The organism is Caulobacter sp. GW821-FHT10C03 (assembly GCF_059415485.1).
The window spans coordinates 18,953-32,252 of the sequence record NZ_JBWKNI010000027.1 but is presented as its reverse complement, the minus strand read 5'-3'; the positions used below and the strand labels follow the sequence as shown (position 1 = coordinate 32,252).

The window sequence follows — 13,300 nt, the reverse complement described above, 5'->3', positions numbered from 1 at the left end:
CAAGGCTCACCACGTACGGGCGTACAACCAGGACCGTGTGCGGAAGGAGGGCCGCTCGAGAGCGGCCCTCAGTAGACTCAGCGTTCAACGCCGCCGTCGCCGGTGCGGCCCGGACGAATGTCGCCGTTACCGCCCGTCACACCGCCGTCGGTCAGGCCGTCCTGATCCGTCCCCTCGACGCCTTCATTGGGGCGACGCTCACGATCGGCCTGCTGGTTTTGCTGACCCGGCTGGGCCTGCTGGGGGTTCTGGTCTTGCTGCTGGGGCTGGCGCGTCTCGCCCTGCTGGTTCTGCTGCCCGGCCTGCTGCCGCTGGGCGTCGTTCGGCTGTTGCTGCAGGCCTTGATTGTCGCGGTTCTCGCTCATGGTCGTCTGCTTCCCATCTTGATGTTGGCCTCGCCGATGGACGTGGCGAGAGGCAAACGATGCATGTCCGCCACCTGTTCCTCTGTCGGAAATGCGACATCCGAACTTGAGCTAAACGACTGACTTTGCTGTGGGAACGGGGTTGGGGCAGCGGGAATTTTGTGGGCGTTGCACCACCCATATCAACGGAGACGTCAGATGCCTCAAGGTGACAAAACCAAGTACACTGGCAAGCAGGAACGCAAGGCCGACCACATCGCCGAGGGCTATGAGGCCAAGGGCGTTTCGGAGAAGGAAGCCGAGCGACGGGCCTGGGCCACGGTCAACAAGGACGACGGCGGCGGCAAGAAGGAGGGCGGCTCCGGACGCGGCAAATCCACGGGTCATCCGGCGGCGCATAAGGGCGGCAAGGCGGGTGGCGAAGCCTCGGCCCATCGTAGCGCCGCCGACCGCTCGGCCTCGGCCAAGAAAACGGCCGCGACGCGCAAGCGCAACGCCGAGCATCACGCCCATCCCTAGGGACGTCTAGCGCCTCGAGCCGCGCCGAAATCACGGAAACGGTTTCTGGCATTTCCGCTGTCGGCGCCGATTGGAACCGCCGCTCGCCAGACCGGGTTTCCGCCAACACTTGATCCCTGCCGCTTACCGAGGAATTTTCCCATGCCCGATCATACCCTGGCCGGCCGCAAGGTCGCCGTGCTCGCCACCGACGGCTTCGAGCAGTCGGAACTGGAAAGGCCGGTCGAGGCCCTGAAGGCGGCCGGCGCGCAGGTCGAGGTCGTCTCGCCCAAGGGTGGGCAGATCCAGGGCTGGGAGCACCACGACAAGGGCCGCAAAGTCCCTGTCGATCGCGAACTCTCGGCCGCCAAGCCCGAGGACTACGACTGCATCGTCCTGCCGGGCGGAGTGATGAACCCCGACGCCCTGCGGCTGGAGCCCAACGCCATCGACTTCATCAAGCACTTCGTGACGACCAAGAAGCCGATCGCCGCGATCTGTCACGGGCCCTGGACGCTGATCAACGCCGGCGCCGTCGAGGGAAGGGAGATGACCTCGTGGCCGTCGCTGGAAGCCGACTTGAAGAACGCCGGCGCCAATTGGATCGACCAAGACGTGGTGGTTGACGACGGGCTCGTCACCTCCCGCAAGCCTGACGACCTACCGGCCTTCTGCGCCAAGATGGTCGAGGAATTCGCCGAAGGCCGCCACTAGGCTCTTGGCGCGGGCGACCATTGCGAGATGGGAAGCCGTGCTGAGCACGCGGCCTCTCTCAGCTTTCGCGTTTGTGCACTGAGGCGACAAGCCGCAAGTCTCCAAACGGGGGGGGGGGGGCGCCGGGACCGCTCAGGATGAGCGTCGACCTAACCTCCAACCGGTGATGCAGTGCGGCCAGGTTCAGCCTCAGCTTCAGGGCGGGCAACGCTTTAGTTCCGGGATCGAAAAATTTCTGATGCGGGCGTCTTGACGCTTTTCCGCCGCGTCCTAATTCATCGCCTGCTTGCCAGGCGCCGACAGGGCCTGGCCCTGGGGCGCATAGCGCTTGGCTCGGCGCCCCTCATGTCCAACTTGCTTGCGAGGAGATGGAAATGAGCACCGTTTTTGATTTCAGCCCTCTCTACAGCTCCATGATCGGGGTGGATCGCATGGTCGATCTCGTCGAGACGGCGCTCCGCACCGAAGCGAGCGCCAGCTATCCTCCGTTCGACATTGAGAAGACCGGCGAGGCCGCCTACCGCATCTCGTTGGCGGTCGCCGGTTTCGCGCCGGCGGATCTCGAGGTCGTGGCCGAGCCCAACCTTCTGGTGATTAAGGGGCGAAGGGCGGCGAACGAAGACCAGAGCGCGCGAACCTTCCTCCACCAGGGCCTGGCCCACCGCGCTTTCGAGCGCCGATTCGAGCTGGCCGACTATGTCATCGTCAAGGACGCCGTCCATGCCCATGGCGTCTTGTCGATCGATCTGGTCCGTGATGTGCCCGAGGCCTTGAAGCCCAAGCAGGTTCCGATCGGGGTCGGTGCACGCCAGCAGGCATTGGAGCTCAAATCGGCCAAGACCCAAAAGGCCGCATAAGGAGCTGGCCATGCGCACGCACACCAATGCGTCCCACCGGGCGGGTCCATGGCCCGTTCGTCCGGCGGTCGGCTTCCTCCACCCCTTGGAGGTGCTGAAGGATCAGGATCTCGATCTCGCCGAAAAGCGCGAAATCCTGGCGGCCTGGGCTTCCGACGCCTGCGCGGTCGAGCATCGGCCCAGTCAGAGATGGCTCTTGGGAACGCCCGGGCCTGTGCCGCTCAGCGAGGTGCTGTCCGCGCTGCGCCGCCTGGACCGCGACATGTTCTCTTGAGTTGGGGCGGGCGGCCGGCCAGCGGAGGGCCGGCCGCCACTTCGCCCCGCTCACTGCTTTGCGTTATGACCATGCCTTGTTTCATCTTTGTCGAGCCGTCGAGCGACGGCTGGATCGTTCGCGGCGACTTTAGCGGCGGTCCTCTCCAGTTTGCCACCGGCGCCCGCGCCGAGCAGGCCGCGCGTGACTTGGCCCATCGCCTGGCGGACGCCGGCGAGCCTGTGGTCTTGGACATCAGGCTGCGCGATGGCGCGCGCGCCGGCCGCTTCCTGTTTCCACCGCACGCGGCGGAGACGGAAGCAGCCTCGGCGCTGCGCGCTTAGCTAGGCCGCAACCGATCCAGCCGTCGCCCGCATTCGCCGCAAGGCGGCGGCTAAGTCTGCAACCGCCAGGGCGAAGGGCGACCCCTGGCTGAGCGATCTCTGCCTCGGTCCATTGCTCACGATTGATTTGATCGGCGACCAGACCCGCCTGCTGGTGGAAGGCGCATGGCTTTCCAGCAAGCCTAGGAGGGCATGGTTACCCGCCCAACGCCGGGCGCCCTCGCCGTGAATCCAGCAACCGAGGAGGCAATGTCGGTCCCATCGCAAGGCGGCGGGATCGACGGGGCGGCGCTCGTTGAGGGCCGCGACGAGCGCTTCGCGAATGTGGTGGTGTGCGTGTTCCTGGCGCGACCCGGTCTGGGATCAAACCTCCCGATCGGCGGAAAACGTCGCTAGACTGTCTTGGCGGCCGGCACGAATTTAAGATTTACTCGCCCCTCAACACGGGCGCCGGGCGTTGGGACAACGCCAGGCCGGCGGCGATCAGTCCGCCCAGGGTTGCCAGGCCGGTCGCGCCGGCAAGCAGGGCCAGGACGCCGCTCCAGTCGACGCTCCAGCTGGCCTCGAACACCTTGACGACCACCGGCCAGGCGGCGGCGAAGCCGAGCAGCACGCCCGCCGCGCCGGCGATCAGCCCGACCGCGCCATACTCGATGACATAGGCGAGCAGGATCTGGCCGCGCGTGGCGCCCAGAACCTTCAGGGTCGCGGCCTCGCGCGCGCGCGCGCGCGCTCCGGCGGCGATGGCGCCGACCAGCACCAGGAGGCCGGCCAGGCCGGCGACGCCCGCCGCGCCGCGAACGGCCAAGGCTAGGCGGTCGAACAGGGCTGCCGCTGCGTCCAGCTGCTCGCGGACGCTGATCACGTTGACGCCCGGAAAGGCCTCCCCGAGGCTGCGGGTCAGGGCCGCTTCCTGGCCGCGGCTCAGGCGGGCGATCGCGACGCTGCGCAGCTCCGCGCCCTCCAGAGTCGCGGGGGTGAAGATCAGGTTGAAGTTGGGCCCGAAGCCGCCGAAGTCAACCTTGCGCAGCACCGCGATCCGCGCCTCGATCTCGCGGCCCAGAACCAGCACGGTGATCGTGTCGCCGACCTTGAGGTCGGCCGCCTGGGCGATCTCGGCGCTTAGCGCCACCTTCGGCGGACCGGCGTCGTTCGCGGACCACCAGCGGCCGGCGACCACGCCGGCGTTGTTCGGCTCCCTGGCCAGCAACGAGAGGCTGAGGTCGTTGTCGAAGGCCCAGCGCTCGGACGCCTTGATGGTCTTGGTGTCGATCGGCTTGCCCTTGAGAGCGATGATCCGGCCCGTGGCGAAAGGCATGCGCAGATAGGCGTCCGCGTGCAGCGGGCCCGTCACCCCGGCCACGGCGGCGTCGAAGGCGGCGACGCGGTCGCCGGGGATCTCGGTGAAAATCATGGCCGGGGCGGTCCGCGGGGCCACGTCGCTGACCTGGGCCAGCAGCGCCGACTGGATCAGCACCACGCAGGCCAGGAGGGCCACGCCCAGGCCGATGGCGGGACTGGCGGTCCGCGCCGCCGAGCGCGGTCCGGCCAGGTTGGCGAGGCCCAGTTTGGCGAGACCGCGCGTCAGGCCGCGAACCCTTCCCGCCAGCCAGGCGGCCGAGCGGCCGAGCACGGCCAGCAGGCCGAAGGCGACCATAACGCCCGCGATCATGATCGCCGCCGCCAGCGGGGTCGGCGCGGTGGCCACGGCCAAGGCCGCCAGGCCGGCGCCCGAGAGGGCCGCGCCGAGCGTCTCGAACCCGAGCGGCAGGCGGGCCTTGGGCGCACGTCGAAACAGGGCCGAGGGCGGGGTGGCCCGGGCTCTCGCCAGCGGCAGCAGCGAAAAGGCGGCCGCCGCCAGCATGCCGAACAGCCCAGCCTTGGCCAGGGGCCACGGATAGACTTTGAACAGCGCCGGGATCGGCAGGCTGGCGCCGGCCAACTGGCCCAGGACCAGCGGCGCCAGCGCCCCGACAACCAGGCCGATCGTCACGCCCAGCAGGGCCAGCGCCGCGATCTGGATCAGGTGAAGGTCGCGGATCAGGCCGCTCTCCGCGCCCAGGGCCTTGAGCACGGCGATGGCCGGCTCCCGGGTCGACAGATAGGCCGAAACCGCGCCGGCCACGCCCAGGCCGCCGGCCACCAGCGACGCCAGGCCGATGAAGCCGAGGAAGTATTCCAGTTGGTCGATCAGCCGTCGCGCGCCGGGCGCGCTGTCGAGACGGTCACGGACCCGCAGGTGCGAGTCCGGCAGCGCCGCCTGCACGGCCTTGCCGACGGCGCGCGGGTCCTGGTTCGGCGCCAGGGCGATGCGCACGGCCCGTCCGGACAGGCCGCCCGGCGCCAGCAGGCCGGACCGTTCCAGGACGTCGCGGCGGACCAGCAGGCGCGGCGCCATCGAGAAACCGCGCGACAGCCCGTCGGGTTCGCTGATCAGCTTGGCCCGTACGACCAGGGTGATGGGGCCGGCCTCGAACCGGTCGCCGATCTTCAGGTGCAGGCGGTCCAGCAGCGCCGGCTCCACCGCCGCCCCGGGCAGGCCGTCCCGGTCGGCCAGGGCGGTCGCAAGGTTGGGCGCGCCCTCCAGGGTCACTGCGCCCGCCAAGGGGAAGCGCGCGTCCACGCCGCGCAGGCTGACCAGGCGGCGCTCGCCGCTCGGCGTCTGGGCCATGGCGCGTGCCAAGGCGGCGTAGGTCGTGACTCCCAGCTTGTCGAAGGCCGCGCGTTCCTGGTCGGTGAAGTCGCGGTTCTCGGCCGAGAACGACAGGTCGCCGCCGAGAATCTCGCGCGCCTGGCTGGCCAGGCCCTGGCGGAAGGCCTCGGCGGTGGAGCCGGCGGCGGCGATGGCGGCCACTCCCAGCGCCAGGCAGGCCAGAAAGATGCGAAAGCCGCGCACGCCAGAACGCAGCTCGCGGGCGGCCAGGCCGAAGGCGAGGGGCGGCCTCACGAAGCGATGCGCCCGTCGGCCATCCGCACGATGCGGTCGGCGCGGGTGGCCAGGGCCTGGTCGTGCGTGACCATGACCAGGGCCGCCCCGACCTCGGCGACGAGGTTGAACATCAGGTCCGCGACGGACGTGGCGCTGACGCTGTCCAGGTTGCCCGTCGGCTCGTCGGCGAACAGCAGGGCGGGACGCGCGGCCAGGGCGCGCGCCAGAGCGACGCGCTGCTGCTCGCCGCCCGACAGCTGGTGGGGATAGTGGGTCAGGCGAGCCGACAGGCCCACGCGGCCCAGCCAGTCCCGGGCGGTCGCCAGGGCGTCTTCGGCCCCGGCGATCTCCAGCGGCGTGGCGACGTTCTCCTCGGCGGTCATGTTGGGCAACAGGTGGAAGGACTGGAATACCAACGCGGCCCGGCCGCGCCGCAGCCGGGCCCGGCCGTCCTCGTTCAGCGTCGCCAGGTCCTGGCCGAACAGGCGAGCCGCGCCGGCGGTGGGGTCTTCCAGGCCGGCCGCGACCGCGATCAGCGACGACTTGCCCGAGCCCGACGGGCCGACCACGGCCACGCGCTCGCCGGCGTTCACCGTCAGGTCGACGCCCCGCAGGATGTTCACCGGTCCAGCGGCCGAAGGCAGGGTCAGGGCGACGGCGCTCAGGGCCAGGGGGGGAGCCGGGGGCGAGGCGTCGTCGGACATGGTGTTTCCTGCGAGGCCGGCCCTTGTTCGGCCGGCGGTCAGCCTACATAGGAAGGCATGGACCCGACCGCACAGCGTTTTCCAAGCCGTCGTCGTTTTTTGCTCGGCCTGGGCCTGCTGACCCAGATCGCCGCCGCGCCCAAGCCGCCTGTCGTCACCGTCCTGGGCGACTCGATCACCGCGGGGCTGGGCCTGCCGGCGCGTGACGCCATGCCCGCGCAGCTGCAGGCCGCCCTAGGCCGGCTGGGCGTACCGGCGATGGTCCGGGCGGCTGGCGTCTCGGGCGACACCAGCGGCGGCGGGCTGGCGCGGGTCGGCTTCAGCGTCGCGGCCGACACCAGGATCTGCGTGGTCGCCCTGGGCGGCAACGACCTGCTGCAAGGCGTGGAGCCCGCCCAGACCAAGGCCAACCTGCGCGGCATCCTCCAGAAGCTAAAGGCGCGCAGGATCGACGCGGTCCTGGTCGGCGTGGGCGCGTCGCCGGCCATCGGGGCGGCCTACGCCCGCGAGTTCAACGCGATCTACGCCAGCCTGGCGCGCGCGTTCGGCGTGCCGCTCTACGCCAACATCCTTGCCGGGGTGAACACGAACGCCGCCCTCATGCAGCGGGACGGCGTCCATCCCAATGCGGGCGGAGCCAGACGGATCGGCGAGGCCTTGGCGCCGATCGTGGCCAAGGCGCTGAAGGCCCGCGCTGGCTAGCTCCTTGATGGCGACGCGGATTGGCGCCCAGGGACTATTGATGCGCAGCTTCGGCTGCGACCTTAGCAGGCTTCAAAGAAGCAGACGCGTCTTCCCGCCCTCAGTGAAGACCCTCGTAGGAACCTGACGCTTTCGACGTCCTCCATGGGGCGGCGCCGGTTTTCTCCCGCCGGGTGCTGAACGTCGCATTCCTGGAGGTGGGCCAATGTCAGCTCATGGCGCAGCCTTGCCGGTAAGCGGACTTCCCGATTGGCGGGGAGGGTGGAAAGCAGACAGACTTCCCACCCCAAAAGTTGCTCAGCCGACGACGAACCTGTCGCGGTGCGCCTGTATGAACTGATCGAGTGAGGTCAGTGGCACGCCCCAATTGCGGACGGCATCGAGGTCGACCTTGTAGCCTTCGACGTTGTTCCAGATCTCGTGTCTGTAGCCGAGTTCACCGTGGGGTTTCGCGAGCGCCTCGTCTTTGGACAGGGTAACCGCCGTAACCGTCTTGCCGGTGACGTCCGACATCTTGGCTGCGACCTCAGGCAAGGTGGCGTTTCCTGCGGCAAGGTCGATCTCGTGTCCGTGGAACCGCGCCGGATCGGCGAAGGCCGCCGCCGCGAAGGCGCCGATGTCTGTTGCCGCGATCCAGTCGATGCCGGTGTCGGCGGCGACGGCTGTCTCGAACCGGCCGTGTTCACGGATGCTGGGCCACATGTTCTCCACCATGGGCGGCACGAGATTTTCCATGATCATGGCTGGCTTTAGGATCGTCCAATGGCGGAAGCCCTGCGTCTTGACCATGTCGATTACAGCGGCCTTGTTGTTCCAGTACAGGGGTTCCCATCGCCCCTCGTCCCAACCGATGAAGTTGGTCTGATCGCCCGCGCGGGCGACGGAGGTGTGGACGACCGTATCGACACCTGCCCGGCCGGCGGCCTCGATCAACGCTCTGCCGGTAACGACCTCGGTCTCCGGATCGCCTGGATGCGATCCCATCTGCATCGAGAACAGACCGCCCACGCCCGCCAGGGCGGCGTCGAGACTGACGGGATCATTGAAGTCGCCCCTGACCACCTCCACACCCTGCGCCGCCAACGACTGAGCTGCCGCCGAGGTAGTGTCCCGTGTCATCGCGCGAACGGAGCGTCCATCCCGCAAAAGCGCGCGGACGACTGCGCCGCCCTGCTTGCCCGTGGCGCCAGTAACAAGGATTGGGCGCTGGTCAGCCTGCGCGTTCGTCATGGGAAACTCTCTCTGCTGGGGCGCTCTTGGCGCCTTAGGGAGCCACATCTGGCGTCCACCAATACGAAACGCAAGAGTTCCGGTTTGATAAAGTTTCGTAATGCCCTACATGGTCCCTATGGACCAACCCGTGGATCATCATCAGCGCCGACGTCCCCCAGCGACTCGCGGGCGAACTCAGGATAGAAGCCGCGACGACCGACTGATCAACGCTACCCTCGAGTTGCTCGCCGAGCGCGGCTACCACGGGGTTACGATGACCGACGTGGCGACGCGCGCAGGTGCGTCAAAGGCGACCCTTTATCGGCGATGGACCACAAAGGCCGACCTCGTCGCCGACGCGGTTGATACGTTGAGCCCAGCTGTCTCGCCTCGGTATCCCGGTACGTCGCTGCGCGATGACCTCCTCGCGCTCCTGGAGCAGGCCGGAAACTGCGATGGCCGATCAGAGGTTGTCACCGCCACCATGGAAATGGCTCGGCTGGATCCCGACCTCTATCGGTCTCTGTCGGCCCGCTTCTTTAACTTCATCAGAAATGAGCTGGTCGCGCTCGCCCGACGGGCGGTCGATGAGGGACACGCGCCGCTATCTGATCTCGACCTAGACGGTATGAGCGAGGTCGTGGTCGCGCTGCTGGCACACGATAGCGGACCAGCTGGTGTCTCGGTTCCACCTGAGCGTCTCGCCCGGCTGGTCGACCATGTGCTGATTGTCCTCCTCACAGGAGCGCGCGCTCGCTGATCCGTCACCACGCTCGATGGTGCTTGTGTGACGTCCGCTATGGGGCGGAGACGGCTTTTTGGACCTGGGTGCTGAACGTCCTGTTTCCGGAGAGGCGCCAACGGCAGCTTGTGGCGCTGCCCAGGCTTGAGTTAGTGCGCTGCGAGCTCTTTTGTTTGCCGTCCGCGATCCGGGCGCCTCTTTGCGGTTGAGCGCTGACACAAGGGCGTGGCACGCGATCGAACTGGCTTTCCCGATCGGCTTTTCGAGCCAGACGAGTTCGGCTATCGCTAACGATCAACGAGAGTGGGCTGTGGACGTTTTGGAACCCGATACTGGAGCTCCGCGGCCTGCGGGTTCTCGCCAGTTGCAGGGCGGCGGCGCGGTCGGCGATCTGATCCGCGCCCACGACTGGAGCGTGACCGACCTGGGGCCGATCGCCGGCTGGCCGGCGGAGCTTTTCGCAACCGTCCAGACGATATTGTCGTCGCGCGTGCCGATGGTGCTGCTTTGGGGGCCAGAAGGGCGCCTGATCTACAATGACGGCTATGCCGAGGTCTGCGGTCCAAGACACCCGGCTTCTCTCGGGGGCAGGCTCCTGGAAATCTGGCCCGAAGCCGAGGCGTTCAACCGCAACGTCCTGGAAAAGGGCCTTGCGGGCGAGGCGCTGCACTACGCCGCCCAGCCCCTCGCGCTCTGGCGGCTCGGGCGCGCCGAGCAGGTCTGGATGGACCTTGAGTACACGCCTGTTCGCGACGCCGCCGGCCGCCCGGTCGGCATCCTGGCTATGGTGTTCGACATCACCCAGCGTATCCTGGCCGAGAGGCGACTGGCCAGCAGCGCGGGACTTTTCCAGTTTCTCGACCATCTCGGACTGGCGCTCAGCGCCTACAGCACCGCCGACGAAATCCTGCGGGTGACGACGCGCATGGTCGGCGAGCATCTGGGTGTCTCCAACTGCGCCTATGCCGACATGGACGCCGACGAGGACGGCTTCACGATCCGCGGCGACTGGCACGAACCCGGCTCGCCCTCGATCGTCGGCCGCTACCGCCTCGCCGACTTCGGCGCCTTGGCCGTCCGGGAGCTTGGGGCGGGGCGTCCGCTGATCATCAACGACAATCTCGCAGAACTTCCGCCGCACGAAGCCAAGACCTTCCAGGACATCGGCGTCGCCGCCACGATCTGCATGCCGCTGATCAAGGCCGGGCGACTCGTGGCCCTGATGGCCATTCACGACAAGCTTCCTCACGCCTGGACCGACGACGAACTGGCCGTCATTCGCGCAGTGACCGAGCGCTCCTGGGCCCACATCGAACGCTCCGGCGCCGAGGCGTCCCTGCGCCGGCGCGAAGAACAGCTGCGCCTTGCCACCGACGCCGCCGAGATCGGGCTTTGGGACGTCGACGTCGTCAATGACACCCTCTACTGGCCGCCGCGCGTGAGGGCGATGTTTGGCCTGCTGACGGACCGCACCGTCACCCTGGCCGACTTCTACGCCGGTCTGCATCCCGATGACCTCGAAGCGACGACGCGGGCCTTCGCCGCGGCGGCCGATCCGGCTGTGCGCGAAGTCTACGATGTCGAATACCGCACCGTCGGCCTGGAAGACGGGACAACGCGCTGGGTCGCGGCCAAGGGCCGTGGCCTCTTCGAAGGCGACCGCTGCCTGCGGGTCATCGGCACGGCGATCGATATTACCGCGCGCAAGGCTAATGAGCAGGCCCTGCGGGAGCTCAACCAGACCCTGGAGCAACGGATCGCCGAGGGGATCGCCGAGCGACGGCTGCTCATCGACCTCGTCGAGAACACCGACGCCATCATCATTGTGTTGGATCGGGACTACCGGGTGCTGGCGATCAATCGGGCCGGCGTGGACGCCTTCCAGCGGGCCTACGGTCCCCGCCCGCAGATCGGCGACAACATGATCGCCCTGCTGGGCGGGCGGCGAGACGACATCGCCGAGGTCAGGGCCTCTTGGGATCGCGCGCTGGCCGGCGAGGAATATACCGACATGCGCGAGTTTGGCGGCGCGGGGTATGAGCGCCGCTGGTTCGAGATGACGTTCCGCAACTACCGCGACGCCTCGGGCCAGATCGCCGGCGCCTACCAGTTCGTCTATGACGTCACCGCCCGGGTCGCCGAACAGCGCCGGCTGGCCGACGCCGAAGAGCAATTGCGCCAGTCCCAGAAGGTCGAGCAGCTTGGCCAGTTGACCGGCGGTGTGGCCCACGACTTCAATAATCTTCTGACCCCGATCATCGGCTCCCTCGACATGTTGAGTCGAAAGGCGCTGAACACCGATCGCGAGCAGCGCCTTATCGATGGCGCCCTGCAATCGGCCGAACGGGCCAAGACGCTCGTTCAGCGTTTGCTCGCCTTCGCCCGGCGACAGCCTCTGCAGCCGACCGCCGTCGACACGGCGAGCCTCGTAGCGGGCATGGCCGATCTGGTGTCGAGCACGACCGGGCCGCACGTGCGGGTGGTGACGGACATCGCGCCGAGCTTGCCCATGGCCCACGGCGATCTCAACCAGCTTGAGCTGGCCATTCTCAATCTCAGCGTCAACGCGCGAGACGCCATGGCTGAAGGCGGCGAATTGAGGATCTCGGTGGTGATGTCGGCCGCGGGCGAGGCCAAGCCTCAGGGCCTCAACGACGAGCGCTATATCAAGATTACGGTGGCCGACACCGGCGCTGGCATGGATGCGGCGACCCTGGAGCGGGCGATCGAGCCGTTCTTCTCCACCAAGGGCATCGGCAAGGGCACAGGTCTTGGCCTGTCAATGGTTCATGGCCTGGCTCGGCAGCTTGGGGGCGCGCTCGATATTGCAAGCCGGGTGGGCGTCGGCACTCGGGTTGCGCTTTGGCTGCCCGTCAGCCGACAATTAAACACGGCGGCCGTAGAGGGGCAGGGCGAGCCGCGGCCGACGGGCGATCGACATGGCGCGGTCCTCTTGGTCGATGACGAGGAAATTGTGCGCGAGAGCACCGCCCGCATGCTCGAGGACCTCGGGTTCGAGGTCGTCGAGGTGGGATCGGCCGAGCGCGCCCTGATGCTGATAAGGGATCGAGACGACTTCGCCTTGCTGGTGACAGACCACTTGATGCCTGGGATGGACGGGGCCCAACTCGTGCGCGCCGTCAGGTTCTCGCATCCCTCGCTGCCGACCTTGATCATCTCCGGCTATGCCGAGGAGGACGGCATCGCGCCGGATCTGCCGCGCCTGACCAAGCCCTTCCGGGCTCAGGAGCTCTCCGACGCCATCGCCGATCTCGGGCTTTGACCGATGGCCCATTTCAGGAGGCAATCGGCATTTCAATCAACTGCGGAACGCTAAGCGTTTCGGGCCCGGTTGCTGGACGTCCCTTTACTCGCGGTGGCCCAATGTCCGTGGTGGCCATAGAGCAGGGGGCGAATGTCAGCTTCTGGCGTTCTACGCCCCCCGTGGCTTGGAGCGGGCTGTTGCAAAGCCTTGACCTGCCTGAGATTAAGCCCAGCCCCGCTCAACGCTCGAAGACCAGCAGGCTCGACGTCGCCGTGGCGTAGAGGCGTCCCCTGGCGTCTTTGATCGTCGCCTCGGCAAAGGCGGCGCGGCGCCCGAAAGTTACGACCCTTCCTTCTGCCCGCACCTGACCCGTCTTGTCAGTCATCGGCCGATGATAGGCCACGTTCAGTTCAAGGGTAGTGTAGCCCTGCTTGGCGCTAAGTTTTGAATGCACCGCGCAGCCGCAGGCGGAGTCGAGCAGGGTCGCGGCGTAGCCGCCATGCACTGTGCCGATCGGATTGTAGGCGTGGCGGCCGGGCACCCCTTCGAACGCCGCCCAACCGTCGCCGGCCTCGGTCAGGGAAAACTCCAGGGTGTCGCCAATGGGCGGGCGCCCACCGGCGGCGATCATCGCCAGGAGCTGCTCCAAGCCGGAGGCCCCGGGGGCGATCTGGTCGGCGAGGGTAGGTTCAGGAACGTTCATGGTTGGCTCCAG

General features: G+C 67.8%; 13 protein-coding genes. 8 read left to right on the top strand and 5 right to left on the bottom strand.

Annotated elements, in window-relative coordinates; all coding sequences use genetic code 11:
- Window positions 1-77 precede the first annotated feature (77 nt).
- The gene (locus tag AC07NG_RS23480; protein WP_487290759.1) at window positions 78-365 is read right to left on the bottom strand and encodes a hypothetical protein; all 288 of its coding nucleotides are present in this window, start codon (window positions 363-365) and stop codon (window positions 78-80) included.
- Window positions 366-563: 198 nt separating this feature from the next.
- Here AC07NG_RS23480 and AC07NG_RS23475 point away from each other — a divergent pair, with 198 nt between their 5' ends.
- From AC07NG_RS23475 to AC07NG_RS23455, 5 genes are all read left to right on the top strand, one after another.
- Window positions 564-884, top strand: coding sequence for a plasmid stabilization protein (locus tag AC07NG_RS23475; protein ID WP_494596704.1), 321 nt, complete (start codon window positions 564-566; stop codon window positions 882-884).
- A 141-nt stretch (window positions 885-1,025) separates the two neighbouring features.
- Window positions 1,026-1,577 (top strand): type 1 glutamine amidotransferase domain-containing protein, encoded by a 552-nt coding sequence (locus AC07NG_RS23470; RefSeq protein ID WP_494596703.1) that lies wholly within the window; start codon window positions 1,026-1,028, stop codon window positions 1,575-1,577.
- A gap of 374 nt (window positions 1,578-1,951) precedes the next feature.
- Window positions 1,952-2,434, top strand: a complete 483-nt coding sequence (locus AC07NG_RS23465) for an Hsp20 family protein (protein WP_494596701.1) — start codon at window positions 1,952-1,954, stop codon at window positions 2,432-2,434.
- 10 nt (window positions 2,435-2,444) lie between these two features.
- On the top strand, window positions 2,445-2,708 hold the full coding sequence (locus AC07NG_RS23460; RefSeq protein ID WP_487290763.1) for a hypothetical protein: 264 nt from the start codon (window positions 2,445-2,447) through the stop codon (window positions 2,706-2,708).
- Between the two features lie 71 nt (window positions 2,709-2,779).
- Window positions 2,780-3,031: a hypothetical protein gene (locus AC07NG_RS23455; protein WP_487290764.1), complete on the top strand. Its 252-nt coding sequence runs from the start codon at window positions 2,780-2,782 to the stop codon at window positions 3,029-3,031.
- A 427-nt stretch (window positions 3,032-3,458) separates the two neighbouring features.
- Here the strand turns inward: AC07NG_RS23455 and AC07NG_RS23450 are convergent, their stop codons facing one another.
- Together AC07NG_RS23450 and AC07NG_RS23445 are read right to left on the bottom strand one after the other, a co-directional pair.
- A complete protein-coding gene (locus tag AC07NG_RS23450) occupies window positions 3,459-5,978 on the bottom strand; it encodes an ABC transporter permease (RefSeq protein WP_494596699.1) in 2,520 nt (839 codons plus the stop codon).
- Window positions 5,975-6,664 carry an ABC transporter ATP-binding protein gene (locus tag AC07NG_RS23445; RefSeq protein WP_494596697.1) on the bottom strand — a complete coding sequence of 230 codons (690 nt, stop codon included), beginning with the start codon at window positions 6,662-6,664 and terminating at the stop codon, window positions 5,975-5,977. The genes AC07NG_RS23450 and AC07NG_RS23445 overlap by 4 nt, the downstream gene beginning before the upstream one ends.
- Before the next feature lie 57 nt (window positions 6,665-6,721).
- On the opposite strand from AC07NG_RS23445, the gene AC07NG_RS23440 reads away from it, so the two are divergent.
- Window positions 6,722-7,366 (top strand): arylesterase, encoded by a 645-nt coding sequence (locus AC07NG_RS23440; protein ID WP_494596695.1) that lies wholly within the window; start codon window positions 6,722-6,724, stop codon window positions 7,364-7,366.
- Window positions 7,367-7,663: 297 nt separating this feature from the next.
- Here AC07NG_RS23440 and AC07NG_RS23435 read toward each other — a convergent pair whose 3' ends face one another.
- On the bottom strand, window positions 7,664-8,596 hold the full coding sequence (locus AC07NG_RS23435; RefSeq protein WP_494596694.1) for an NmrA/HSCARG family protein: 933 nt from the start codon (window positions 8,594-8,596) through the stop codon (window positions 7,664-7,666).
- Window positions 8,597-8,696: 100 nt separating this feature from the next.
- On the opposite strand from AC07NG_RS23435, the gene AC07NG_RS23430 reads away from it, so the two are divergent.
- Window positions 8,697-9,338, top strand: coding sequence for a TetR/AcrR family transcriptional regulator (locus AC07NG_RS23430; RefSeq protein ID WP_494596693.1), 642 nt, complete (start codon window positions 8,697-8,699; stop codon window positions 9,336-9,338).
- A gap of 151 nt (window positions 9,339-9,489) precedes the next feature.
- A complete protein-coding gene (locus AC07NG_RS23425) occupies window positions 9,490-12,603 on the top strand; it encodes a PAS domain-containing protein (RefSeq protein WP_494596691.1) in 3,114 nt (1,037 codons plus the stop codon).
- A gap of 220 nt (window positions 12,604-12,823) precedes the next feature.
- On the opposite strand, the gene AC07NG_RS23420 is transcribed toward AC07NG_RS23425, so the two are convergent.
- Complete coding sequence (locus AC07NG_RS23420; RefSeq protein WP_494596689.1) at window positions 12,824-13,288, bottom strand: PaaI family thioesterase; 465 nt, start codon at window positions 13,286-13,288, stop codon at window positions 12,824-12,826.
- Between the last annotated feature and the right edge of the window lie 12 nt (window positions 13,289-13,300).

Bases quoted from the DNA above. Each gene is read 5' to 3' on its own strand.
- AC07NG_RS23480 (WP_487290759.1), bottom strand. From the start codon at position 365: ATGAGCGAGAACCGCGACAATCAAGGCCTGCAGCAACAGCCGAACGAC.
- AC07NG_RS23475 (WP_494596704.1), top strand. From the start codon at position 564: ATGCCTCAAGGTGACAAAACCAAGTACACTGGCAAGCAGGAACGCAAG.
- AC07NG_RS23470 (WP_494596703.1), top strand. From the start codon at position 1,026: ATGCCCGATCATACCCTGGCCGGCCGCAAGGTCGCCGTGCTCGCCACC.
- AC07NG_RS23465 (WP_494596701.1), top strand. From the start codon at position 1,952: ATGAGCACCGTTTTTGATTTCAGCCCTCTCTACAGCTCCATGATCGGG.
- AC07NG_RS23460 (WP_487290763.1), top strand. From the start codon at position 2,445: ATGCGCACGCACACCAATGCGTCCCACCGGGCGGGTCCATGGCCCGTT.
- AC07NG_RS23455 (WP_487290764.1), top strand. From the start codon at position 2,780: ATGCCTTGTTTCATCTTTGTCGAGCCGTCGAGCGACGGCTGGATCGTT.
- AC07NG_RS23445 (WP_494596697.1), bottom strand. From the start codon at position 6,664: ATGTCCGACGACGCCTCGCCCCCGGCTCCCCCCCTGGCCCTGAGCGCC.
- AC07NG_RS23440 (WP_494596695.1), top strand. From the start codon at position 6,722: ATGGACCCGACCGCACAGCGTTTTCCAAGCCGTCGTCGTTTTTTGCTC.
- AC07NG_RS23435 (WP_494596694.1), bottom strand. From the start codon at position 8,596: ATGACGAACGCGCAGGCTGACCAGCGCCCAATCCTTGTTACTGGCGCC.
- AC07NG_RS23430 (WP_494596693.1), top strand. From the start codon at position 8,697: ATGCCCTACATGGTCCCTATGGACCAACCCGTGGATCATCATCAGCGC.
- AC07NG_RS23420 (WP_494596689.1), bottom strand. From the start codon at position 13,288: ATGAACGTTCCTGAACCTACCCTCGCCGACCAGATCGCCCCCGGGGCC.